This window comes from Pseudomonas sp. RGM2987 (genome assembly GCF_022952855.1).
Taxonomy (GTDB): Bacteria; Pseudomonadota; Gammaproteobacteria; order Pseudomonadales; family Pseudomonadaceae; genus Aquipseudomonas.
The window spans coordinates 92410-113692 of sequence record NZ_JALJDX010000221.1; the positions used below are offsets into that span (position 1 = coordinate 92410).

Consider the following 21283-nt stretch of genomic DNA (forward strand, 5'->3'; position numbering starts at 1 on the left):
GAGAATGGTATGACACAAGACATCGCCAGCCTTGGGATCAAGGTAGAAACCGGTGACGTAGCCAAGGCGTCCACGGAGCTGGATAGCCTGGCGCAGGCCGGTGCGAAGGCCGAGAAGGCCACGGAAAGCCTGACCACCGAAAGCAAGAAGGCTGGCGCTTCCATCAAGGTCCTGGCGGCTGAGACGAGAGCCGCCGAGGTGGCTACCGCAAAACTCGCTAAGCAGACCGAAAACACCGGCATATCCGCGAAGCAGACGGCAAACGCGCTGCGCGGCGTCCCGGCCCAGGTCACTGACATCGTGACCAGCCTTCAGGGCGGCCAGGCACCACTGACGGTCCTGCTGCAACAGGGCGGGCAACTCAAGGATATGTTTGGCGGCATCGCTCCGGCGGCGCGGGCACTGGGCGGCTATGTCGCCGGCCTGGTCAATCCGTTCACCTTGGCGGCAGCAGCGGCTGCGGCGCTGGGCCTGGCCTATTTCAAGGGAAGCGAAGAGGCCCCCGCGTACAGCAAGGCTCTGATCCTCACCGGGAATGCCGCCGGCACCAGTGGTGATCAGCTTTCCTATCTGGCTCAGCAAGTGTCCGCCACCATTGGGACGACCGGTGCGGCAGCGGAAGTGCTGGCGAAGCTGGCCGGAAATGGCAGGATCGCAAGTGAAAGTTTCGGTAAAATCGCGACCGAAGCGCTGGAGATGGAAAAAGCCACCGGCAAGGCGATTGATGAAACGATCGCCGAGTTTGCCAAAATTGCGAAAGACCCGGTTGCCGCCGCAAAAGAACTCAACGACCAGTACAACTTCCTGACGGCTTCGGTCTATTCGCAGATCGTTGCACTGAAGGAGCAGGGCGACACTATCGGCGCGGCCAAGCTGCTGACCGATACCTATGCCGACACCATCAAGACCCGTGCGACGGATGTAACCGCCAATTTGGGGCTGATCGAGACCGCCTGGAAAAAGGTCAAGTCTGCTGCCGCCGGCGCGCTTGATGCGACCCTTGATGTCGGGCGCGCGCAGAGCATGGGCGAGCAGCTTGCCGAAGCCAGGGCGAAGTTGGCTGATCTTGAGCTGAAAACTGGCGGAAACAGTATCGTTTCCAGAAGCAGCGCCGTTACGCAGGAGCGAGAGCTGCTGAAGAGCACCATTGAAGCTCTCACAAACCAGCTCCAAACCCAGCAGAACATTGGCAAAGCCCAGAAGAACTACAACGACATTCAGCGCGAAGGGATCGAAGCGGCAGGCAAGCTGAAGGCCATCAGCGACTCCAACCTCACCAATGAGGAAAAGCGGAACAAGCTGATCAAGGAGTACAAGCGGGACGTTGAGGCGCTACGCAAGGCAGACCCAAACAGCCCGCTGGTGCAGGCCGACGTCGTCGCCAAGAACATCCAGAACATCAATGACAAGAACAAGGACCCGGCTGGGAAGGCAAACCAGCTCAACCTGTCGGGCTACAACGACGCGCAGAACGCCATCAAGGACTTGCAGGCCACCTACTCGAATTCCGAGAAAGAGCTGGAGGCTCAACAGAAGGCAGGGCTCATCACTCAGCAGGGCTACATCGACCAGCGCACTGCGCTGATTCGGGCTGAGCGGGAAGAGGTGACAGGCGCCTACCAGGCGGAGATTGCAGCGCTCGAAGCGGTCAAGGAAAAAACCGGCACTACTGGTCAGCAGCGCATCGAGCTGGACCAGAAGATCGCCGACGCGCGCACCAACATGATCAAGGCGCAAAAGGATGCCGACAGTCAGCTGGAAGTGCTCGCCACCAACGAGGAAGGGCGCCTCAAGAAGCAAACGCTCGCCATCCAGACCTACACCAGCGCGCTCCAGCAGCAAGTCGTAACCCTGCGCCAGCAAGGGCAGCGGGAAGCGGCGAGCCTGGGCATGGGTGACCGCCAAAGGAACTTACAGAGCCAGCTCAACGGAATTGACGACAAAGCAAATGCCCAGCGCATCGACCTGGCAAACCAGTATGGCGACGGTTCCCGGGGCATGAGCCTCGACGAATACAACGCCAAGCTCCAGGCCATCGCGAAGAGCCAGAAGGATCTGCGCGACACCGTCACGCTCAATTTTGACGATATGACGGAAGCCCAGGGTAGCTGGGCCGCTGGCGCATCGTCGGCATGGCAGAACTACCTGGAGTCGGCGCGGGACGTGGCAGGGCAGACAAAGAGCCTGTTCACCAATGCCTTCAGCTCCATGGAAGACGCCATCGTCAACTTCGCCATGACCGGGAAGCTGTCGTTCGCCGACTTCGCCAAGTCGATCCTGGCGGACATGGCGCGCATCGCTACTCGGGCGGCGGCCTCCTCGGCAATGGAAGCTCTGTTCGGGCTTGCTGCATCTGCCGCTGGCTCGTATCTCGGCGGCGCGTCGTCGGCTGGGTCTACCCAGGCTGGGTACTCAGGCGACCTGTCAAGCTTTACCCCAGGCAGCATTCAGGCCAAGGGCGGCGCTTGGTCGGGCGGCGTGCAGATGTTCGCCAATGGTGGCGCCTTCACCAATTCCATCGTCAGCAAGCCGACCGCGTTCGGCATGGCTCGCGGCGGGATTGGTGTCATGGGCGAGGCTGGGGAGGAGGCAATCATGCCGCTGACCCGGACGGCTGGCGGCAAGCTGGGCGTCATGGCCATGGGTGGCGGTGCCGCAGGCGCGACCCAAATCAATGTCGAGGTTCACATCGATGGTGACGGAAATGCGTCGTCCACGGCGGATGCGCCTGGCTACGACTTGTTTGGCAAGGAACTGGCGACGTTCGTAGAGCAGAAATATCAGGAGCTGCGCACCAAGGACATGCGCCAAGGCGGCGTGATCAACAATGCAATCAAGGGGCGGTGATGGCTATCGAGCGTTTCACCTGGGCGACGGAGAAGGGCGTGGAGGGCGAAATCACCCAGCGCGTTCGCTCCAAGCAGTTCGGCGACGGATACGAGCAGTCGGTCGAGGATGGCCTCAACAACCGGTCGCAATCCTGGCCGGTCACCTTTACGGGTATGAAGGGGCAAATCAAGGACATTATGGCATTCCTTGACCGGCACAAAGGGGCGAAGGGTTTCCTCTGGGAGCCGCCCCTTGGCGAGCTAGGTCTCTACAAGTGCAACGGCTACAAGCCTGCGCACCGTGGCGGCCAAGTCTATGCCATCACCGCCACCTTCCAGCAAACCTTTCACCCTTGAGATAACCGCCCATGGCATTGATCGCGGACATCCAGAAACTGGAGCCCGGCGGCGAGATTCGCCTGTTCGAAATTGACGGCACCGAGTACGGCGCGGATTACCTGCGCTTCCACGGACACGCCATACCGCACACGCCTGAGGAATTGCTCGCCTATGAGGGCTCCGTAGACGATCTGCCGGCCAAGTCGATTATCTGGCAGGGCCAGGAGTACGCAGCGTGGCCGGTCCAAATCGAAGGTATTTCCTCGAGCAGCGACGGCTCTGCATCCCGGCCGACTTTTGCTGCGGGCAATATCAACGGGCGGGTCACCGCGCTTTGCCTGGCCTTCGAGGACATGCTGAAGTTCAAGCTGACGGTCCGCGAGACTCTGGCGCAATACCTGGACGCGGCCAACTTCCCCGATGGAAATCCAACCGCCGATCCGACCCAGGAAGCGCTTGAAATCTGGTACATCGACCAGAAGACCAGCGAGGACGGTGAAGCCGTGATCTGGGAGCTGTCATCCCCAGGCGAAATTGACAATCACGGGCTGCCCGGGCGGCAGATGACGACCTTCTGCCACTGGGCTATGACCGGTGGATACAGAGGCCCGGACTGTAACTACACCGGCGCCGCCATGTTCGACGACGAGGACAACCCCACGGATGACCCCGCGCTGGATCAGTGCAAGGGCTGCCTGTCGTCCTGCAAGTTGCGCTTCGGCGAGAACGAAGAGCTCAGTTTCGGTGGATTTCCCGCTGTGAATTTGATCTCAAGGAGCTGACCATGCGCAAACACATCTTGGGCGCGATCCAGGCGCATGCTGCGGCTGAGTATCCGAAAGAGTGCTGCGGCCTGTTGCTGGCCGTCGGCCGGAAGCAGCAGTACTTCCCGTGCAAGAACACCGCTACCGAGCCGAACGAGGAGTTCCGCATTGATCCGGAGGAATACGCTGCGGCGGAAGACCTGGGCGAGGTGATCGGGATCGTTCACTCCCACCCGGACGCCACAAGCCGGCCATCTCCGCGCGACCTGGCGATGTGCGAGACAACAGAGCTGCCCTGGCACATCCTGAGCTGGCCGGAGGGCGATCTGCGGACGGTGGTGCCCACCGGCGAGACGCCATTGCTCAAGCGTCCGTTCGTCCACGGCGCCTGGGACTGCTGGCAGGTCTGCGCGGATTGGTATAAGCGTGAGTGGGGGCTGGAATTCGAAGCCTTCAAGCGCGCCGACGGCTGGTGGGAGAGCAAGGACAACGCCAGCCTGTACGAGGCGAATTACGAGGGTGCCGGCTTCTACCGGGTCGATCAGCCGCAGCGCGGCGATATGGTCGTCATGGAGGTAGGCCGGACGGTTCACCCGAATCATGCCGGGATTTTCCTCGGGGGCGACCCAGTGCTGCCTGGCGAGGACGCCGAGACATTCGGCCCCGGGCCATTCCTGCTGCACCACCTGTACGGCAGACCGTCAGAGATCATCGTTTTCGGCGGGCCATGGCTTGACAGAACGCGCCTGATCCTCAGGCACAAAGATGCACAACCAGTCCCATGATGCGGCAGGGCCGCAGGAGGCACCCGTGGATAAAAAGCCCGAGACTCGAGTAGGTGCGATGAGGGCCTGTAGCACTGAGAAAAGCCAAGGCCCATCGGGTGGATTCATCCAAGCTGTTCCAGTCTGGTTTGGCCGTGCTTTTATAAAGCATGAAAGCTCAGCAAGGGCCGAATTATGCGACGTAGATACGGTAGATGTTATCCTGGAAATCCATGACTAGCCTGCCGGTCTTTATTACCAGAACACCGATAATCAAGCTCTCACCGTGGTCGCCATCGTCCACGAGGCTGGACGAGAAGACATCGGTCTCATACTGATTTCCAGTTTCTGGCAGGAATATGTGCGCCAGATGCTGGGTTGACTCAGTCCACCCGCCACCGTTTCGTAATCTCGCAGTTCCGATTTGTGGACAGCCGGCTTCGGCGATCAGTTTTGGCGTTGCGTAGTTATTGTCGGCGCCCGTATCGACCAGCGCATATACCGGTTTTAACCCATTGATAGTTCTTGGTCCGCCACCGTGTTCGGGGTCGTATCTCAGAGCTGCGATGACGACCGGCCTACCAGGCGGGCGGTCGTAGGCTTTGCCGTCTTTTCGTAGAAACCTGATTTGTGCGAATTTTGCTCCTTCCGGTATCGCGTATCCGTTCATTTTTTCTCCATAGGTTCAAAGCGCCGTGTTGGAACATCCCAGTCCTTGGGCTTGCAAACGAAGGACTGGGGAATCCTTCTATGAGTTCACACTGCAACCGGTGGCGGACCTGCGGCTGAGCGGGCGCGGCACGATGGCCTTTATGAACTGCCTAACTGTTGGCTATTGGTGATTAATCAGTCGGTCGAGTAGTTGCACCAGTTGATGCTGGTGGCGTTATTTGCTAGGTAACCTACCAAATCCTTTCGTCCCCAGAAGGTGAGCCTTCCATCTGATGATTGCATTGCCAGCACTATGGGGACCTGAGGAAAAAATCTTCCATAGTAGGTGCTCACCTCTTCTTTGGACTTATCGGATGACACCGCTGCCTGCCGCACCACCACTGACGCGAAAGACGTTCCACCCACAACGAAATATGCACCCCTGAAATCGGACATCTAAATCCCCAACATTTTCTTTTGAAGGCATAACGCTACTACTATCGGATCCAATCCTGTTACTGGGCTTTCGTCCATGCTGGATGCCCAGACAGCTTGTGGGGTGATATCTTGGGGCAATCTTCCACAGGAGTGACCCCATGAGATTTTTTGTAGGCGCGGTAGCTTTTGCTTTGCTGGCTGGCTGCATGGCGCTCACCATGAACGAGGCTCGCCAGGAAGGACCGTACAGGGTGCTGACTTCCAAGAACACTGATGCGGCGCTGGCTAAGTGCGTCCAGTACGAATGGCAGAACCAGTCGATCTTCGGCGGCACGCCTGGCGCGACTCTTCAGCCAGGCCGAGACTCCGGATACACGGTCTTCACCGAGGGCTCTCAATACTTTGTTGATATTCAGCCAAAGGGCTCTGGCTCCGAAGCGAAATATTACGTGGTGGTCGGCAACTGGATCGCCGATAAACGACTGTCCGCACTGCAAAGCTGCCTGTAGGGGCGCAATACTTCATCCAGGCTCGCTTCGGCGGGCTTTTTTATTGTCTGGAGAAACCAATGACGGCACTGGCCATCAACTACCAACCCATGACCACAATCTTGCTTTATGGGCAGCTTCGGCGGTTTGGGCGCTCATTCAGGATGTCTGTGCGGACGCCAGCAGAGGCGGTTAAAGCTCTTTGCGTACAGATTCCAGGGTTCGAGCGCTTCCTATCCAACGCCAAGTCTAAGGGGATTGAGTTTGCCGTCTTTCGCGGCAAGACGAACCTGGCGGAAAAGGAACTTGGATTCACGGGTGAGGGCGATATTCGCATTGCGCCCGTTGTCACCGGGAGCAAGCGTGGTGGTGCACTGCAAACCATCATCGGCGCAGTCCTGATTGTTGTTGGCCTTGTTATCACCGGCGGCACTTTCGGCGCCGGGGCTCCTTTCGGCTCGGCCCTGATCATGATGGGCGGTTCGATGGCTCTGGGAGGGGTGATCCAGATGCTCAGCCCCCAAGCCGGCGGACTGAAAACCAGCGCGGCGCCGGAGAACACGCCGGGCTACGCCTTCGGCAGCGCGAAGAACACCACGGCGTCTGGCAACCCGGCACCGCTGTGCGCGGGACGCCGGCGGTGGGGCGGAGCAGTCGCCAGCGCCGCGATCTACGCGGAAGACCAGACGTAACAACTACCGCAGCACAGCAGCCGCCCTCGGGCGGTTTTTTATTGCCTGGAGAAAAGCATGGGCGCATCACTTAAGCAGGACATTTACGGCGCCAAGGGCGGGTCCGATAAGCCGAAGACGCCGACCGAGGCGCCAGACAGTCTGCGCTCCGTAGCTATCGCCAAGATGCTGATTGCTGTTGGTGAGGGCGAGTTTGCAGGCACGCCGACCGCCAAGGACATCTACCTGGACAACACTCCGCTGCAAGACCCCCAGGGAAACATGAATTTCCCGAATGTGAAGTGGGAGTGGCGCACCGGATCGGTTGATCAGAGTTATATACAGGGAATCCCGTCGGTAGAGAACGAGACCACGATCAGTACCGAGCTGCGCAGTGGTACACCGTGGGTTCGGGCGATCAGCAACACCCAGCTTTCGGCTGTTCGTGTGCGCTTCGCGTGGCCGGCGCTCCAGTCCGTGGATGCCAGCGGCAATATCAATGGGTATCGCATCGAGTACAAGGTTGAGCTAGCCACCGATGGCGGCGCCTACCAGCAGGTCTTAAGCGAGGCCGTGGACGGGAAAACCACCAGCATTTACGAGCGAACCCGCCGCATTGACTTGCCGAAAGCAACGTCCGGCTGGTTGATGCGCATCACCCGAATCACGCCCAACCAAAACAACAACAAAATTTCGGACACGATGCAGATCGCTGGCTTCACTGAGGTGATTGACGCAAAACTGCGATACCCGAACACCGCGCTCCTTTACATCGAGTTTTCGGCCGAGCAGTTCCGCAGCATCCCGGCGGTGACGATTGATTGCGATGGCCGCAAGTGGCAGGTGCCGAGTAACTATGATCCGGTATCCCGCAGCTATAGCGGTATCTGGGACGGAACCTTCAAAGAAGCGTGGACCGATAACCCGGTCTGGCACACCTACGGCATCACGACCAACGATCGTTTCGGCCTGGGCCGTCGCATCAAGCCTTGGATGGTGGACAAGTGGGAGTTGTACCGCATCTCGCAGTACTGCGACCAACTGGTTCCGGATGGGAAGGGCGGCCAGGAGCCACGCTTCATTTGCAACCTGAACCTCCAGAGCAAAGCAGACGCCTGGTCACTGCTGCGCGATATTTCGACGATCTACCGGGGCATGACCTACTGGGCCCAGGGTCAGGTGTTCACCCTGGCTGATATGCCGCGCGTCACCGACTTTGACTTCGCATACACCCGGGCGAATGTCATCGATGGCAAGTTCACTTACTCCAGTGCGTCTGAGCGCACCCGGTACACCAGGGCGCTGATCAGCTACGATAACCCGCTGAACAACTACGACACCGACGTCACGGCGGTAACCGACCAGAAGCTCCAGAGACGCTATGGCGACAACCCGTTGGAGATCAGCGCCATCGGTTGCACCCGCGAGTCCGAGGCGCAGCGCCGGGGCAAGTGGGCGTTGCTCACCAACTCCAAGGACCGTGCCGTCACCTTCAAGGTCGGCCTCGACGGGCGTATTCCGCTGCCTGGCTACGTAATCCCGATCGCCGACGAGCTTCTGGCGGGCCGCGCAATCGGCGGGCGCATCTCGGCGGTGAACGGAAGAGTCATTACTTTGGACCGCGACACCCAGGCCAAGCCAGGTGATCGGTTAATCCTCAACCTGCCAGACGGCAAATGTGAAGGACGCACCGTTCAGTTGGTCAGCGGCCGGCAGGTAACCGTGACACTTGCCTACTCCGTCGCTCCCGAGCCTGAACTGGTGTGGGCGCTTGACGCGGATGACCTGGCTATCCCGCTGTATCGGGTGGTCACCGTCGCCCGACCAGAGCCCGGCGTGTTCGAGATCTCGGCCGTCCAGTACGACCCAAGCAAATTTGCCCACATCGACACCGGCGCACGTCTGGAGGAGCGGCCGATCAGCGTCATCCCGATCACCGTCGTTCCGGCGCCGGCCAGCGTCTCGCTGTCTGCGACTTCGGCTATATCCCAGGGACTCGCTGTCGCCACCATGACCATTACCTGGCCCGCCGTGCCCGGGGCCGTGGCCTATGACGTGGAATGGCGCAAGGACAGCGGCAACTGGATCAAGGTCCCCCGCACCGGCTCGACTGGTGTGGACGTGGTGGGCATTTATGCCGGCGCCTACGTGGCCCGCGTGCGTGCGGTGAGTGCCTTCGACATCTCGTCGACCTGGCGCAATTCCGTGCTCACCGACCTAAAGGGCAAGGAAGGCCTCCCGCCGGCGGTCACCAGCCTGACGGCAACGTCGCTGCTGTTCGGCATCGGCCTGAAGTGGGGCTTCCCTGCTGGCGCCGAGGACGCCCAGCGGACGGAGATCTGGTACGGGCCTACGAACGTGCTGGCGAACGCCACGAAGCTGGCCGACCTGGCGTATCCGCAGAGCGACTATGCGTTGCAGAGCCTGCTGGCGGGCACGACGTTCTTCTTCTGGGCGCGCCTGGTGGACCGGACCGGGAATATCGGCCCTTGGTATCCCGTGGTCAACGGGGTGATGGGGCAGGCCAGTTCGAACGCCGGCCCGATCCTGGATCTGATCAAGGGACAGATCACCGAAACCGAACTTGGGCAGGACCTGCTTGATGAGATCGAAAAGATCCCAGGCCTTCAGGCTCAGATCGACGCGCTCGACGACATCCTGGTCTATGACCCGACAAAGGCATATGCCAAGAACGATATCGTGCGCCTGGGTCAGCGGCTTTATCAAGCCAAGTCGGCCGTGCCGGCCAATAGTCCGCCGCCAAACCTGACGTACTGGGCGGATGTCGGTCAGTCGGTCGAGACGGCCAACGGCCTGGCGCAGCAGGTGGCGACCAACACCGCCGATATAAGCGAGATTGACGGAGTGGTAACCGCCCAGGCCACGGCCTTTGAGGCGTTACGGGCTGCTTATCGCGACGACAACGGGGAAGGGGACCTTGCCGATGCGCTTAAGGGTTGGACTAGCACGGCGGCAATCGCCACTGAGGCGAAGGTTCGGGCTTCAGAGACGGAGGCTTCAGCCAAGCGCCTGACCACGCTGGATGCGCAGGTGGCTGACAACGCCGCCAACGTGACCCAGCTGGAACAGGTGGTGGTCACCAATCAGCAGGCGACCGCGCAGCAAATTACCCAGCTCAGCACCACGGTCGGCGACCAGCAAACCGCTATCGAGCAGAACGCATCGATCATCAATGATGTGGACGGCAAGATCGCGGCGAGTTGGTCGGTGAAGATGCAGTACAACTCCGGGACCGGGCAGTACATCGTCGCGGGCTTCGGGCTGGGCATTGAAAATGGGCCCGCTGGACTGCAAAGCCAGTTCCTGGTCAGTGCCGACCGGTTCGCCATCGTCAACACCATCGCTGGCGGCTCCATCTCGGTTCCGTTCGCAGTGCAGGGCGGCCAGGTGTTCATGAACTCTGCCTTCATCCAGGACGGCAGCATCACGATGCTGAAGATTGGCCAGTACCTTCAATCCGACAACTATGTCGCCGGGGTGCAGGGCTGGCGTCTGGATAAAGCTGGGAATCTTGAGTTCAACGGACCCGCCCCTGGCGGTGGACGCCTGTCCATGACCAATCGCGCGATCAAGGTCTACGACCAGAACGGCGTGAAACGTGTCCAGTTGGGAGATTTATCGGCATGAGTTTCGGCATAAATGTCTGGAACGGGAGCGGGGCGCTCACACTGGATATGGGCGATTTCACATTGCAGAAGTTGGCTGTGATGGTGCTGCCTGCCAATCCTTCAGGTGGCGTAGTCAGGCCCGCGCCGCGCACCGATTATATTTTGATGGATGTAGCTGGATACAACCCATCAACGTGCTTTGTAACTATAACGCCGCGCTATTACAACACCGGAGCGCAATTTGGAAGGTCAGTAATTCCAACCTATAAAGATTTGGGGGGTACGCAGATTGCGATATTCACATATGCGAACTACAGAATGCCAAATGGCACTGGGGGTTGGATAGAGCAGTGGGTGGAAAGCACAGTCGAGTGCGTTATTGAGGTGGTTAGGGTGATCTAGATGGCTGATTTCGGCTTGTCTGCTGTTAATGATTTTGGGTCGGTGGTGATATCCAGCGAATACAAGATAATGGTGTTTTCGGAAAGAGGTACTTTCAAGATACTTTCCCAGTACACCGACGCTGAAGGCTTTGGTGCGGTTACGTTCGTGAAGCCGATCACTACTCAGGAGCCGCCTCAGATCTTCGTCAGGTACGTGAGCGGGGTGCATGCTGACCTTGGTCTGTTCACCACCATTCTTGGAGGTCCTGGCTCCTGGACTGGATTCCAAGTTGTTTCTGCGGTAAGGGGTAACCCCAATCTGCAAAATTACAATATGGAATATGTCGTTTGCATGTATTCAAATTTGAGGAGTGTTTCAAATTATGGAATAGAACTGTACGACTATCTGGGTGGGGTTATCTACTCCTCAAGTGACAACGTAATTAGGTATGGGAAGTTCACAAAGTCCTGGGCTTTTACACAAGGCGATACATTGGATGTTTATAGCAGTGGTCTTGTTATTGACGAGGATGATTTTGTTTCTATTTCCTCAATAGATAAAGGTGTTAGCTGGTTTGCGGGGCATTCCAAATACGCAGGTTTAACTTTGTTGTCGGGTGGCGTTCGCACGCTGGAAATACATAATTTAAAAATCACGGCTGACTGGTACTACCAAGGAACCAATGGCACTTGCCTGGCAATTCCTGTGTGCAAGTTTCCTGCTTCCAGATACTTCAACACTTAATTGAGGGGTTGCGCATGCCCTGGTATAAAACCGGGACGGTCTCTATCGTCCTGAATTCCAATGCTGTGACAGGTGTTGGAACATCTTTCATCGCGAACTGCAGGATTGGTGATGCGTTTCGCGGGCCGGACGGTCGCTGGTACGAAGTGACCAACGCACCCAGCAACACTTCCCTATCAATCGATCCGCCATACCTGGGGCCTACCGTCTCCGGAGGCAGCTATGCGCTTGCGCCGATGCAGGGCTACGTGAAGGATTCGGCGGACGCACTGAGGGCGCTGGTCAACACCTACGGATCTCAGCTTGCCGCACTTGGCACGACAGGCAACTACGACGTCTTGCCGGTCAGCAAAGGCGGAACCGGAGGCACTGATCAGGCTACTGCTCGAGCAGGGCTGGGCCTGGGGACCACAGGCAACTACGACGTGCTTCCGGTAATAAAGGGTGGCACAGGAGGAACAACCCAAGCTGCCGCGCAGTCTGGTCTGGGGCTTGTCCCGCAACAGAATACGGGCGATACAACAGCTGGTCGTTTGCTGACGCCGGGTGCTTTCGGCTGGGGCGGCACTGGCGTTTCTATTGCCGAAGCCAGCCTCAACAGCACTCGGCAGACACAGCTGAACATCGTGTCGGCCGCTGGGCTCGGAATTCTCCCTGCCAACATCAACAGCTACGTGTTCCACTGGAACAACCCGAGCAACGGATACGCGTACCAGACTTGCCGAGCGGTAACCGGCGGGCCGGAATACACCCGGTATCAGGTGGCTGGAACATGGTCGGCATGGGATTCCAGGGCAAAGTCCGGCGCCAATAGCGACATCACTTCGCTGACAGGCATGACGACGCCACTGAGTGTTGCGTTTGGCGGTACTGGCAATAACGCAGGTATCGCACAACGCATAGCGCCAGGCGCAATGGTGGGCACGGTTAGCCAAAGCTCAGGTATCCCGACGGGAGCCATCATTGAGCGTGGAAGCAATGCCAATGGCGAGTACGTGAAATTCGCCGACGGGACGATGCTGGCGAGCTTCACAGATGTCGTAACAATGAACATCGACATCGGTTACGCCTCGATCTTCTATAGAGCCGCAGCCTGGACGTTCCCTCTCCAGTTCGCCGCGTCGCCAACTGTTTCTTTGCAGGCTAACCGCACATCCGGTGTTTTTGCCACGGGCGGCGGGGCCTCCTCTGTGAGTGCAGCAACTCTTTATATCATTGACTTCGTATCTGTATCGGGTGCGTCAGTCACTCGCAAATGGTTCGCTATCGGGAGGTGGTTCTGATGAGGATGATTCTGTCCCCGCAGCGGCGTGATGACACGCTGGAAATAGTTAAGGCCGGCGACGTTCTGTCAGTAAACGGCGAGTCATTTGATTTCTCGCAGATCGGTGAGGGTGACACCTTGCCGGCCTCGGCCATTTCCTCTCAGTGGTTTCTGGACAAGGTGGACAGGGTCGGCGGTGAACTGGTCTTTACGATCCTGTTGCCGCTTCCTTGGAACTACAGCCAGGAGCAGGCATTCCCAGTGCCGCTGGAGAACATTCAGGACGGCCCCGTTGAGTTTCCGCTGCCCCTCCCTGTTCCTGATGCTGAAACGATGCCGGAGGGCGAAGATGAACATTGATTGGTCACAGCTCATCACGAAAGCCATGAAGGACGCCGCCGACCAGGCCGCACAGCTCGCCGCAGCCAAGGCGGATCTGCTGGCCCGCAATACCAGGGCGGTTGCGCAGATCGCTCGGGTTCAGGAGCGCATAGACACCATCGGGTTCGGCATCGAGGTTGGCGAAGCGACCGAGGAGGAAGAGGCCGAGCAGGCCGCACTGCTGATCACACTGAAGGCCTGGAAGAAGTACAAGTATGACCTGGGTAAGGTCACGGTCCAACCGACATGGTACCAGGCGCCGGTGTGGCCGGTGGAGCCGCCCATTCCCGAAATCGTCGCCGCGCCGATGCTGCGAGTCGACGAAACCATCTGACGCGAAGCCGTCACCGCAACCCGCCATTGAGCGGGATTTTTTTGCCTGGAGAAACCCATGCCTTCCACCGAAACCCGCGGAGTGCGCAACAACAACCCTGGAAACATCGATTACAACCCGGCCAACCAGTGGCAAGGCCAGCTCAAGCCAGACCCGGCGATCGAGAAGCGCTTTGCCCGGTTCGATACGCCGGAGAATGGTATCCGCGCCCTGGGCAAGCTGCTGCTGACCTACCAACGCAAGCACGGGCTCAAGACCGTGGAGGCAATCATCAGTCGCTGGGCGCCGTCGGTGGAGAACGACACCGCCGCCTACGTGCGAGCCGTCGAGACGAACATCGGCACCCGGCCGGGCGCGGAGGTAGACCTGAGCCAGCCAGCGGTGATGGCGGGCTTCGTCAAGGCGATCATCCATCAAGAGAACGCAGGGTATGCCTACCCTGACGCAGTGCTGGCTGAAGGCGTGCGGCGGGCTCTGGCATGACACCGGTGCAGAGGCTGGCCGCGTTATTGGTGCTGGTGCTGGCGCTGATGGTCGGCACCGCCGGCGTGACCTGGCAGGTGCAGGAATGGCGGATGGGCAAGAAGCTCGCCGACCAGGCCAGCCTGCACAAGGATGACCTCACGGCCATCAGCAACGCAGCCGCCGCCCAGGCCAAGGCCGAGCAGGACAAGCGCCTGGCCCTGGAGCAGCGACTGTCGGCCAGCGAGCAAACCCATTACAAGGAACTGACTGATGCTGAAAAACAACAGGCTCGCCAGCGCGATCGCCTTGCCACTTCTGATCTGCGGCTGTCAGTCCTCCTCGAGGATTCAGCCAGTTGCAGCCCAGTGCCTTCCACCGCCGGCGCCGGCGGCGTGGTTCATGGAAGAGCAAGAGCCCAACTTGACCCAGCGCATGCTCAAAGAATTATCGCCATCACCGACGACGGCAACCGGGGGCTGATCGCGCTGAAAGCGTGCCAGGCGTATGTCAGAGGATTAAATCAGTAACGATGCGCGAAACCGCCCATCGGTGCGATTTGAAGATGTTATGTGCTCAGCTTGATACTGTTTGTTTGTACAGTATTGAGCCAAGCCATGTACTTCTTAATCACTCCACGCCGCAAGCTGGGCGTAGCCATCCCGAAGGATCAGTTGAAGAATGCTGAGGCGTTTCGCGGAAATATCATCATAAGTGAATCGCTGGAGCCTGACTTTGGCAGGGCAGCGGTCGTAGCTAAGATTTTCAATTCGGGGCCTGACCCTGACAACATCCCGCCGTTGCTCGACGTGAAGATAACGGGGATGGCCCAAGGTGGGATGAACCTGACCGGTGTGGAAAAAATAGGAGATGCGTTTTACGCACAGTCGTGGTGGTGCCGTGCTGAGTGATGGGGTTGTTTTGGGTCGGCAGGACGCCGGGGGAAAAATGGGGGAGCTACTCCCCCAAATGGTGTGGAATGGTGTTGTGTTGGTCCATGTTGAAAGCCAGACCCTCAAGGGTTCCTGGAGGGTGTCGCCCAATGTTTGTTTGGTGCGAAAACGGATTCGAAATCCGTTGTACTGGCGACAGTACCTAGGGTTCAAATCCCTATCTCTCCGCCATACGTATACACAGAAAAGCCCTGATATTCAGGGCTTTTCTGTTTCTGTGCTTCCAGAAAAAAGACCTGCCCTTACATTGGGCCATTTCCCGTGCGGATTGCTGCTGACTGGAATTGGGGCAGTCTTGTATCGGCACGGGGTCAAAAACGCATAAGACAACACCCTATCAGTGCTCGGGTGGTGACCGATACAGAGCGTGTAACACCACGCACATTGGGATTTCGCCAGATACTGCAAAGCCTTTCAGGACTGACTCAAACGAGTCAAGCTGTGGGGTTGCTTACAGCCTCAGGCACTGTTGTTGCGGAAACTGCCGGGTGTGATGCCGACTACTTTTTTGAAGGCGCGGGTCATGTGGCTTTGATCGAAGAAGCCGCAAGTGAATGATGCTTCTGCGAGACTGGACCCGGTGCGCAGCAGTTTTTGGACCTGGGCGATTCTTTTCTGGATTTGATAGCTGTGGGGGGACACGCCAACGCTTTTTTTGAACACCCGGATCAGGTAAAGAGGGTCAAGGTTCACCAGTTGCGCCAGTTCTTCCAGAGACAGATGTTTGTCGAACTCGTCTTCAAGCTTCCTCTTGATCCTTTGCACTGCGTGCTGCTCAGCCGCACTGACTGGTTCGATGGGCGCTCCGCTGCGCTCGAAGAGCTGTGTCACCAGATCCAGCAGGATAGTTTCCCGTTCAAGACTGGAGGGGGATTTTTCCATGATTTGATGTTGATGCAAAAAAGCCCGGGCGAACTCGGGGGCCTGGCTCAGGGCTGTTTGAAAAAGATGAATATGATCGTCTGAAAAGCGCCCTTGAAACACCATTCGATTGACCCAGTCGGGGTCGATATAGAGCATTCGATACATCCAGCCCTCATCATGGCCCGGCAAGCCGTCGTGGATCTCCCCAGGGGTAATGGTGACCACGCTGCCAGCGACCCCCATGCAGTAACTACCGCGATAAAAAAGTTTTTCAACACCGCTACTTATAACGCCGATAGCGTACCGGTCATGTGAATGTCGGCCGAAAGATTGAGTACTGTAACGCGCGGATAGCAACTCACAATCGCCTTCAGGTATGCGCCAGAATTGAACAAAGTCCTTGTCTTTTTGAGGGGCTTTGTTATGGCGATTCTCGTCCATGAATTGTCCAGTTTTGTGCAATACGTATGAAAAAAAGGTCGCTAAATTTAGCACCTATTTCATAACACAAGCTAGGGGATGCGATGTCTACAAAACTGGTAATTGGGGATTTTAATAAGTCTTCATGGTCATTTCGTGCGTGGCTGGTTCTTGTGACTGCGGATGTCGCATTTGAAACCCTTCAGATCAAACTGGAACAAAGCGACACCCGCCAGCGCATTCTGGAGCACTCGCCTTCAGGCAAGGTGCCGGCGCTGCTGCTTGATGATGTCGTGATCAACGACAGCCTGGCCATCAGCGAATACATTGCCGACACCTATCCGACTGCCAATCTTTGGCCTCAAGAGTTGCAGGTCAAGGCCCTGGCACGAGCTGCTGCGGCAGAGATGCACTCCGGTTTCACCTACCTGCGCACGCACATGTCGTTTGGCCTGAACACCGGTGACATCCCAGAAAGCCTAACCGCCGAGACCCGAGAGGAAATCATGCGGGTATTCGCTATCTGGAACCAGCTCCGTGAGGTGAGTGGTTCAACACAGTTCCTCTGTGGTGACTTTGGCATTGTTGATGCGATGTTTGTTCCGGTGGTGTTCCGCTTCCGTCGTTATGGTATTGCCATCCCTGCACAACTACAGAGCTATGTCGAAAATATTCTGGGTTATGCACCGGTACAACAATGGTTGAAGTTGGCCGCGCAAGAGGTTTAAAGAGTTGTGTTGCTGCTAACTATTAAAGCCAATTATTAGCTGTTTTTTGGGCTTGTGGCAGAAAAGACCTTTGGGGCTTTTCTGCTTTGTCGAGTCTGATGTTTGTTGCCCGGGAGAAGTTGTGAGTGTTCATAAAATTAATACCGGTCTTTATCAATGAGGTTGCTCGTGTCGACTAATAACAATCGGGCAATCATTGAATTGACCATCGGTGGACTGATGCTCAGTCTGTCTGCTCTAGCCGTCGCTTTCGCCCATATCGGCGCGGGTGGCGCCGGGTTCTATCGGATGGTGTTCGCCTCGATCCTGTTCTTCCTACTCCTCAAGGTGCGCAAGACGCCGGTGCGACTAAAAAGCGTCAAAGCCCAGCTCTACACCGCATTGGCCGGGGTATTCCTGGCGATCGACCTGGTGCTTTGGCATCAGAGCATCTACATCGTTGGCCCGGGCATCGGCTCGATCCTGACCAACTGCCAAGTGTTCTTCATGACCCTGTTGGGGTTGTACCTGTTGAAGGAAAAGCCCTCGATCTACTTCCTTATTTCCATCTCGCTGGCCTTCGTCGGGCTATACCTGTTGCTGTTGCCGGAAATGACCAGCGGGATCGGGATCAAGGGCGTGGTGTATGGGGTGTTGTCGGGGCTGGCATATGCCATTTGCGTGTACTTCCTGAAGATCAATACCCAGTTGCCTGACGGTGGTGGTGATAAGATTGCCCAGATGCTCAATTTGAGCCTGTGGGCGGCGCTGGTATTGCTGGTGTACGCGCTGGCGACCGGGGAAAGCCTGGCCATCGTGGACGGACAAACCCTGGTGATGCTGGTGATTTATGGGGTGCTGGTGCAATTCGTCGGTTGGCTGCTGGTAAACCGTTCGATCGGCGCCATCAGCCTGGGGCTGGCTGGACTGATCCTGCTGCTCGAACCGGTGATCACTTACTTCATCGACGTCGCTTTTCTCGGCAAGGCCAGCTCCTCGCTACAGATTGTCGGCGCGCTGCTGACGATCTTCGCGGTGTACATCGGCTCAATCAAACCGCCGGAAAAGGCTCAGGCCATCCCCGAGGCTACCTGATGGATGGGGTGTCAAAGCGTTCGGTGAACAGGTGAGCTGACTATCTCTGCGTCACTATTGAATGCGACTGATCCCCTGAAATAGTTGAATATTTCAGGGGATTTTGGTCTCGGGGATCTGCTTCGCTAGCGCGGATCGATGTTATCCAATACTCGGTTCGCCAACAGTTCGCTCAGTTCGATCACCTGCAAAATACCCATTGCCACGCGTCGGCGTGACCCTTCGAGGTCGAATGTCAGGTCGTTGATCATGGCGTTGGCCGAGGCCAGGTTTTCGCTGAGGTTGGCGAGCAGGGTTTCATTGTCGATGCCCTCGACGACCGTGAAGAGCTGACCCGGTGATGGATTGCTTTTAGTGTCGGCTTCCTTTGGCTTCAAGTAGTAATCCAGCGCCCTGTCGGTAGCTTCCTGGACTTTTTTTGGATCGAGGCCGGCGGAGCTGGCGTCCGTTTCCGGTGGGTTGGGGGTGACCTTGAACATAGTAAAACTCCTGTACCTGTTTGAGCCACCATGACTTGTCGCTAAACAAGTAAGGGTGGCGGCTGTACGCAGGTTAGCGAACCGGGGGTACAGGAGCCCGGCAGATCCGAAGATCTCCCGCGCACAGCCACCATTGCAACCGTTGCAGACATGAATACCTGCAACGAGATCAGGAGTGCTGATGCGTCCATACCCTTCGGGTCGCTAAACCCGATCACTGATGAGCAGTGACGGGAACCAAGCTACCCGTGCCGGCAAAGGCGCACAAGCGGGCGGATTCTGGCTTAGTTGTAGGCAAAGGCGCAAGGTAACGTAGCCGGGATCCATGGGGTTGGTGTTTCCAGGTATGTATGGTTGTAGGACTGGCTACTCGTCTTGCTGAGACGGCGCCTATAAGTAAAAGCCCGCCCACTGTTTAGAGCTGGAATGCATCCGTGGCGAGGGAGCTTGCTCCCGCTGGGCTGCGAAGCGGCCCCTTTTCTATGAGCGCACAAAGACTGGGGACAGACCACAGTTTGAGTTCACTCATATCAGATCGTGGTCTGTTCCATTTCCTCCCTCATCCCGGATTGAGAATACGGAGGGATGACCAGCATCAGCATCTTGACTTTCTGTATCCAACTGGATACGGTCCGCCCATGAATTATCTCATTCAGCAAACGCAGACGTTTACTGCTTGGCATTCATCGGTTCGTGATCTGCGAGCAAAAATCGCAATCGCCCGCCGCATCAATCGCGCCGCAGCAGGTAACCTGGGCGATGTGAAACCTGTCGGTGACAGTGTTTCAGAGTTGCGTGTGGATGTAGGCGCTGGCTACTGGGTCTATTTCACCATGCGCGGTGGAGTGGTCATCGTGCTACTGGCTGAAGGCGACAAGTCTTCACAGAGTGCTGATATCCGGCGAGCGAAGAAATTGGCAAAGGAGATTTGAGCATGAGCCAACACCTGACGACATTCGACATGGCGGCACTACTCGATAGCGACGAAGCGATCAGTGAATACCTTTCTCAGGTGTTGGCTGATGGTGATAGCGAGGAGTTTCTCCGAGCGATCGGCTATGTAGCCAAGGCCCGAGGCATGGCGCAGATCGCTAAAGACTCCGGCCTGGGACGAGAAAGCTTGTACAAGGCATTCGCCCCCGGATCAAAACCGAGATTCGATACCGTACTCAAGGTCATTCATGCGCTAGGCATTGATCTTCATGCACAGCCTGGGCATGCGGCTAATCATTCACCTGCCTGAAGAAGGGATTGGACAGTGGTGATTGGGAGCAGGCCACGATTATGAGTAATAGGAAGCTTGCCAGTGAGTACAAATTTATCGAACGCTTTTAGACCAGCACGCGCTGCTTGTCGGACGTCAGCAAACGTCAGCTGGTCTTGAGCGATTTTTTTGTGTGTGCTGTCGGCTTTTATGGTCTTCATCGGAGTTCTCTAGATAGCCTCTTGGTATTACTTGGGCAGAAACGAAAAAAGATGCCATAGGTGCCTTTTTTCGTGTTCGGTAAAGCAGATCCAGACACCACTTGCGAACCGCCTTGCGCGGGTTACGGCTTTCGCCGCTGAGAAGCGCTCTATCTCATCTGGTCAGTCGCTTCGAGGGAGTAAATCTGGAGAAGATTGAGAGACCCGTCGATCAAGCCTCTGAAATGTCTGAGCACTCCAGAGGCCTGATCGTTTGAGGTTTGCTTCGCTAGCGCGGATCGATGTTATCCAACACTCGATTCGCCAACAGTTCGCTCAGTTCGATCACCTGCAGAATACCCATTGCCACACGTCGGCGTGACCCTTCGAGGTCGAATGTCAGGTCGTTGATCATGGCGTTGGCCGAGGCCAGGTTTTCGCTGAGGTTGGCGAGCAGGGTTTCATTGTCGATGCCCTCAACGACTGTGAAGAGCTGAGCCGGTGATGGATCGCTTTTAGTGTCGGCTTCCTTTGGCTTCAAGTAGTAATCCAGCGCCCTGTCGGTAGCTTCTTGGACTTTTTTTGGATCGAGGCCGGCGGAGCTGGCGTCCGTTTCCGGTGGGTTGGGGGTGGCCTTGAACATGGTGACGCTCCTATAAGTATGGAGCCGCCAAGATCTGTCGCTAAACAGAATGGTGGCGACTGTACGCAGGTTAGCGAACCGGTCATAGGCACCCGGCAGACCCGAAGGTCTCCTACATACAGCCGCCATGACGTAATTGCAGTGAAGCCTGCAAAAAGCATGGAGCGCTCATGTCCTAATGATCCGAGTCGCTAAACCCGATCGCTGATTTTTCAGCGACCTGGAAACGATAGGGGCGGGAACCAAGGCGCACAAGCGGGCGGATTCTGGCTTAGTTGTAGGCAAAGGCGCAAGGTAACGTAGCCGGGATCCATGGGGTTGGTGTTTCCGGGTATGTATGGTTGTAGGACTGGCTACTCGTCTTGCTGAGACGGCGCCTATAAGTAAAGACTCGCCCACTGTTTAAAGCTGGAGTGCACCCGTGGCGAGGGAGCTTGCTCCCGCTTGACCGGGCTGGCGTTCCAGTGCGAAGCACTCACAGAAAAGGGGCCGCTTCGCAGCCCAGCGGGAGCAAGCTCCCTCGCCACGGAAAGCCAAGCAGATCCTGATCGTTCTCTCCCTCACCGAGCCAAGCAGT

24 protein-coding genes are annotated in these 21283 nt (G+C 57.4%); 19 read left to right on the forward strand and 5 right to left on the reverse strand.

Translation table 11 applies throughout. From position 1 onward, the window contains the following. The first annotated feature begins 9 nt into the window (after positions 1-9). The 4 genes from RGM2987_RS25850 to RGM2987_RS25865 are packed head-to-tail and all read left to right on the forward strand — an operon-like array spanning position 10 to position 4716. On the forward strand, positions 10-2847 hold the full coding sequence (locus RGM2987_RS25850; protein WP_245145696.1) for a phage tail tape measure protein: 2838 nt from the start codon (positions 10-12) through the stop codon (positions 2845-2847). Next, positions 2847-3185 (forward strand): phage tail protein, encoded by a 339-nt coding sequence (locus tag RGM2987_RS25855; RefSeq protein ID WP_245145697.1) that lies wholly within the window; start codon positions 2847-2849, stop codon positions 3183-3185. Before RGM2987_RS25850 ends, RGM2987_RS25855 begins: the two co-directional genes overlap by 1 nt. Before the next feature lie 11 nt (positions 3186-3196). Continuing rightward, positions 3197-3949, forward strand: coding sequence for a phage minor tail protein L (locus RGM2987_RS25860; protein ID WP_245145698.1), 753 nt, complete (start codon positions 3197-3199; stop codon positions 3947-3949). Positions 3950-3951: 2 nt separating this feature from the next. After that, positions 3952-4716, forward strand: coding sequence for a C40 family peptidase (locus RGM2987_RS25865; protein WP_245145699.1), 765 nt, complete (start codon positions 3952-3954; stop codon positions 4714-4716). Between the two features lie 172 nt (positions 4717-4888). Here the strand turns inward: RGM2987_RS25865 and RGM2987_RS25870 are convergent, their stop codons facing one another. Then, positions 4889-5365 carry a hypothetical protein gene (locus RGM2987_RS25870; protein ID WP_245145700.1) on the reverse strand — a complete coding sequence of 159 codons (477 nt, stop codon included), beginning with the start codon at positions 5363-5365 and terminating at the stop codon, positions 4889-4891. A 577-nt stretch (positions 5366-5942) separates the two neighbouring features. Here RGM2987_RS25870 and RGM2987_RS25875 point away from each other — a divergent pair. From RGM2987_RS25875 to RGM2987_RS25925, 11 genes are all read left to right on the forward strand, one after another. Then, the gene (locus tag RGM2987_RS25875) at positions 5943-6293 is read left to right on the forward strand and encodes a hypothetical protein (protein WP_245145701.1); all 351 of its coding nucleotides are present in this window, start codon (positions 5943-5945) and stop codon (positions 6291-6293) included. A 59-nt stretch (positions 6294-6352) separates the two neighbouring features. Then, positions 6353-6964, forward strand: coding sequence for a tail assembly protein (locus tag RGM2987_RS25880; protein WP_245145702.1), 612 nt, complete (start codon positions 6353-6355; stop codon positions 6962-6964). Between the two features lie 57 nt (positions 6965-7021). Then, on the forward strand, positions 7022-10591 hold the full coding sequence (locus RGM2987_RS25885) for a phage tail protein (RefSeq protein ID WP_245145703.1): 3570 nt from the start codon (positions 7022-7024) through the stop codon (positions 10589-10591). Then, positions 10588-10974 carry a hypothetical protein gene (locus tag RGM2987_RS25890; protein WP_245145704.1) on the forward strand — a complete coding sequence of 129 codons (387 nt, stop codon included), beginning with the start codon at positions 10588-10590 and terminating at the stop codon, positions 10972-10974. Before RGM2987_RS25885 ends, RGM2987_RS25890 begins: the two co-directional genes overlap by 4 nt. Then, positions 10975-11700, forward strand: a complete 726-nt coding sequence (locus RGM2987_RS25895; RefSeq protein ID WP_245145705.1) for a hypothetical protein — start codon at positions 10975-10977, stop codon at positions 11698-11700. Between the two features lie 14 nt (positions 11701-11714). Continuing rightward, positions 11715-12983 carry a hypothetical protein gene (locus tag RGM2987_RS25900; RefSeq protein WP_245145706.1) on the forward strand — a complete coding sequence of 423 codons (1269 nt, stop codon included), beginning with the start codon at positions 11715-11717 and terminating at the stop codon, positions 12981-12983. Continuing rightward, positions 12983-13324 carry a hypothetical protein gene (locus RGM2987_RS25905; protein ID WP_245145707.1) on the forward strand — a complete coding sequence of 114 codons (342 nt, stop codon included), beginning with the start codon at positions 12983-12985 and terminating at the stop codon, positions 13322-13324. Before RGM2987_RS25900 ends, RGM2987_RS25905 begins: the two co-directional genes overlap by 1 nt. Further along, the gene (locus RGM2987_RS25910) at positions 13314-13679 is read left to right on the forward strand and encodes a phage tail protein (RefSeq protein WP_245145708.1); all 366 of its coding nucleotides are present in this window, start codon (positions 13314-13316) and stop codon (positions 13677-13679) included. The genes RGM2987_RS25905 and RGM2987_RS25910 overlap by 11 nt, the downstream gene beginning before the upstream one ends. A 57-nt stretch (positions 13680-13736) precedes the next feature. After that, positions 13737-14162 carry a structural protein gene (locus tag RGM2987_RS25915; protein ID WP_245145709.1) on the forward strand — a complete coding sequence of 142 codons (426 nt, stop codon included), beginning with the start codon at positions 13737-13739 and terminating at the stop codon, positions 14160-14162. Continuing rightward, on the forward strand, positions 14159-14671 hold the full coding sequence (locus RGM2987_RS25920) for a lysis system i-spanin subunit Rz (protein ID WP_245145710.1): 513 nt from the start codon (positions 14159-14161) through the stop codon (positions 14669-14671). The genes RGM2987_RS25915 and RGM2987_RS25920 overlap by 4 nt, the downstream gene beginning before the upstream one ends. Positions 14672-14758: 87 nt before the next feature. Then, positions 14759-15052, forward strand: a complete 294-nt coding sequence (locus RGM2987_RS25925) for a hypothetical protein (protein WP_245145711.1) — start codon at positions 14759-14761, stop codon at positions 15050-15052. 501 nt (positions 15053-15553) lie between these two features. Here RGM2987_RS25925 and RGM2987_RS25930 read toward each other — a convergent pair. Continuing rightward, positions 15554-16399 (reverse strand): AraC family transcriptional regulator, encoded by an 846-nt coding sequence (locus RGM2987_RS25930; protein WP_245145712.1) that lies wholly within the window; start codon positions 16397-16399, stop codon positions 15554-15556. An 83-nt stretch (positions 16400-16482) separates the two neighbouring features. Between RGM2987_RS25930 and RGM2987_RS25935 the strand changes: the two genes are divergently transcribed. After that, positions 16483-17106 (forward strand): glutathione S-transferase family protein, encoded by a 624-nt coding sequence (locus RGM2987_RS25935; protein ID WP_245145713.1) that lies wholly within the window; start codon positions 16483-16485, stop codon positions 17104-17106. A 168-nt stretch (positions 17107-17274) separates the two neighbouring features. Next, on the forward strand, positions 17275-18180 hold the full coding sequence (locus RGM2987_RS25940) for a DMT family transporter (RefSeq protein WP_245145714.1): 906 nt from the start codon (positions 17275-17277) through the stop codon (positions 18178-18180). A gap of 125 nt (positions 18181-18305) precedes the next feature. Here RGM2987_RS25940 and RGM2987_RS25945 read toward each other — a convergent pair whose 3' ends face one another. Then, positions 18306-18659: a DUF6124 family protein gene (locus RGM2987_RS25945; protein WP_245145715.1), complete on the reverse strand. Its 354-nt coding sequence runs from the start codon at positions 18657-18659 to the stop codon at positions 18306-18308. Positions 18660-19297: 638 nt separating this feature from the next. Between RGM2987_RS25945 and RGM2987_RS25950 the strand changes: the two genes are divergently transcribed. After that, complete coding sequence (locus RGM2987_RS25950) at positions 19298-19591, forward strand: type II toxin-antitoxin system RelE/ParE family toxin (RefSeq protein WP_245145716.1); 294 nt, start codon at positions 19298-19300, stop codon at positions 19589-19591. 2 nt (positions 19592-19593) lie between these two features. After that, positions 19594-19902, forward strand: a complete 309-nt coding sequence (locus tag RGM2987_RS25955; protein WP_245145717.1) for an addiction module antidote protein — start codon at positions 19594-19596, stop codon at positions 19900-19902. Here RGM2987_RS25955 and RGM2987_RS25960 read toward each other — a convergent pair. Further along, positions 19887-20084, reverse strand: coding sequence for a hypothetical protein (locus RGM2987_RS25960; RefSeq protein WP_245145718.1), 198 nt, complete (start codon positions 20082-20084; stop codon positions 19887-19889). The two genes, RGM2987_RS25955 and RGM2987_RS25960, sit on opposite strands and share 16 nt — an antisense overlap. 268 nt (positions 20085-20352) lie before the next feature. Beyond that, positions 20353-20706, reverse strand: coding sequence for a DUF6124 family protein (locus tag RGM2987_RS25965; RefSeq protein ID WP_245145719.1), 354 nt, complete (start codon positions 20704-20706; stop codon positions 20353-20355). Between the last annotated feature and the right edge of the window lie 577 nt (positions 20707-21283).

Bases quoted from the DNA above. Each gene is read 5' to 3' on its own strand.
- RGM2987_RS25855 (WP_245145697.1), top strand. From the start codon at position 2,847: ATGGCTATCGAGCGTTTCACCTGGGCGACGGAGAAGGGCGTGGAGGGC.
- RGM2987_RS25850 (WP_245145696.1), top strand. From the start codon at position 10: ATGACACAAGACATCGCCAGCCTTGGGATCAAGGTAGAAACCGGTGAC.
- RGM2987_RS25865 (WP_245145699.1), top strand. From the start codon at position 3,952: ATGCGCAAACACATCTTGGGCGCGATCCAGGCGCATGCTGCGGCTGAG.
- RGM2987_RS25870 (WP_245145700.1), bottom strand. From the start codon at position 5,365: ATGAACGGATACGCGATACCGGAAGGAGCAAAATTCGCACAAATCAGG.
- RGM2987_RS25950 (WP_245145716.1), top strand. From the start codon at position 19,298: ATGAATTATCTCATTCAGCAAACGCAGACGTTTACTGCTTGGCATTCA.
- RGM2987_RS25910 (WP_245145708.1), top strand. From the start codon at position 13,314: ATGAACATTGATTGGTCACAGCTCATCACGAAAGCCATGAAGGACGCC.
- RGM2987_RS25925 (WP_245145711.1), top strand. From the start codon at position 14,759: ATGTACTTCTTAATCACTCCACGCCGCAAGCTGGGCGTAGCCATCCCG.
- RGM2987_RS25920 (WP_245145710.1), top strand. From the start codon at position 14,159: ATGACACCGGTGCAGAGGCTGGCCGCGTTATTGGTGCTGGTGCTGGCG.
- RGM2987_RS25900 (WP_245145706.1), top strand. From the start codon at position 11,715: ATGCCCTGGTATAAAACCGGGACGGTCTCTATCGTCCTGAATTCCAAT.
- RGM2987_RS25915 (WP_245145709.1), top strand. From the start codon at position 13,737: ATGCCTTCCACCGAAACCCGCGGAGTGCGCAACAACAACCCTGGAAAC.
- RGM2987_RS25960 (WP_245145718.1), bottom strand. From the start codon at position 20,084: ATGAAGACCATAAAAGCCGACAGCACACACAAAAAAATCGCTCAAGAC.
- RGM2987_RS25860 (WP_245145698.1), top strand. From the start codon at position 3,197: ATGGCATTGATCGCGGACATCCAGAAACTGGAGCCCGGCGGCGAGATT.
- RGM2987_RS25935 (WP_245145713.1), top strand. From the start codon at position 16,483: ATGTCTACAAAACTGGTAATTGGGGATTTTAATAAGTCTTCATGGTCA.
- RGM2987_RS25945 (WP_245145715.1), bottom strand. From the start codon at position 18,659: ATGTTCAAGGTCACCCCCAACCCACCGGAAACGGACGCCAGCTCCGCC.
- RGM2987_RS25965 (WP_245145719.1), bottom strand. From the start codon at position 20,706: ATGTTCAAGGCCACCCCCAACCCACCGGAAACGGACGCCAGCTCCGCC.
- RGM2987_RS25875 (WP_245145701.1), top strand. From the start codon at position 5,943: ATGAGATTTTTTGTAGGCGCGGTAGCTTTTGCTTTGCTGGCTGGCTGC.
- RGM2987_RS25890 (WP_245145704.1), top strand. From the start codon at position 10,588: ATGAGTTTCGGCATAAATGTCTGGAACGGGAGCGGGGCGCTCACACTG.
- RGM2987_RS25880 (WP_245145702.1), top strand. From the start codon at position 6,353: ATGACGGCACTGGCCATCAACTACCAACCCATGACCACAATCTTGCTT.
- RGM2987_RS25885 (WP_245145703.1), top strand. From the start codon at position 7,022: ATGGGCGCATCACTTAAGCAGGACATTTACGGCGCCAAGGGCGGGTCC.
- RGM2987_RS25895 (WP_245145705.1), top strand. From the start codon at position 10,975: ATGGCTGATTTCGGCTTGTCTGCTGTTAATGATTTTGGGTCGGTGGTG.
- RGM2987_RS25955 (WP_245145717.1), top strand. From the start codon at position 19,594: ATGAGCCAACACCTGACGACATTCGACATGGCGGCACTACTCGATAGC.
- RGM2987_RS25905 (WP_245145707.1), top strand. From the start codon at position 12,983: ATGAGGATGATTCTGTCCCCGCAGCGGCGTGATGACACGCTGGAAATA.
- RGM2987_RS25930 (WP_245145712.1), bottom strand. From the start codon at position 16,399: ATGGACGAGAATCGCCATAACAAAGCCCCTCAAAAAGACAAGGACTTT.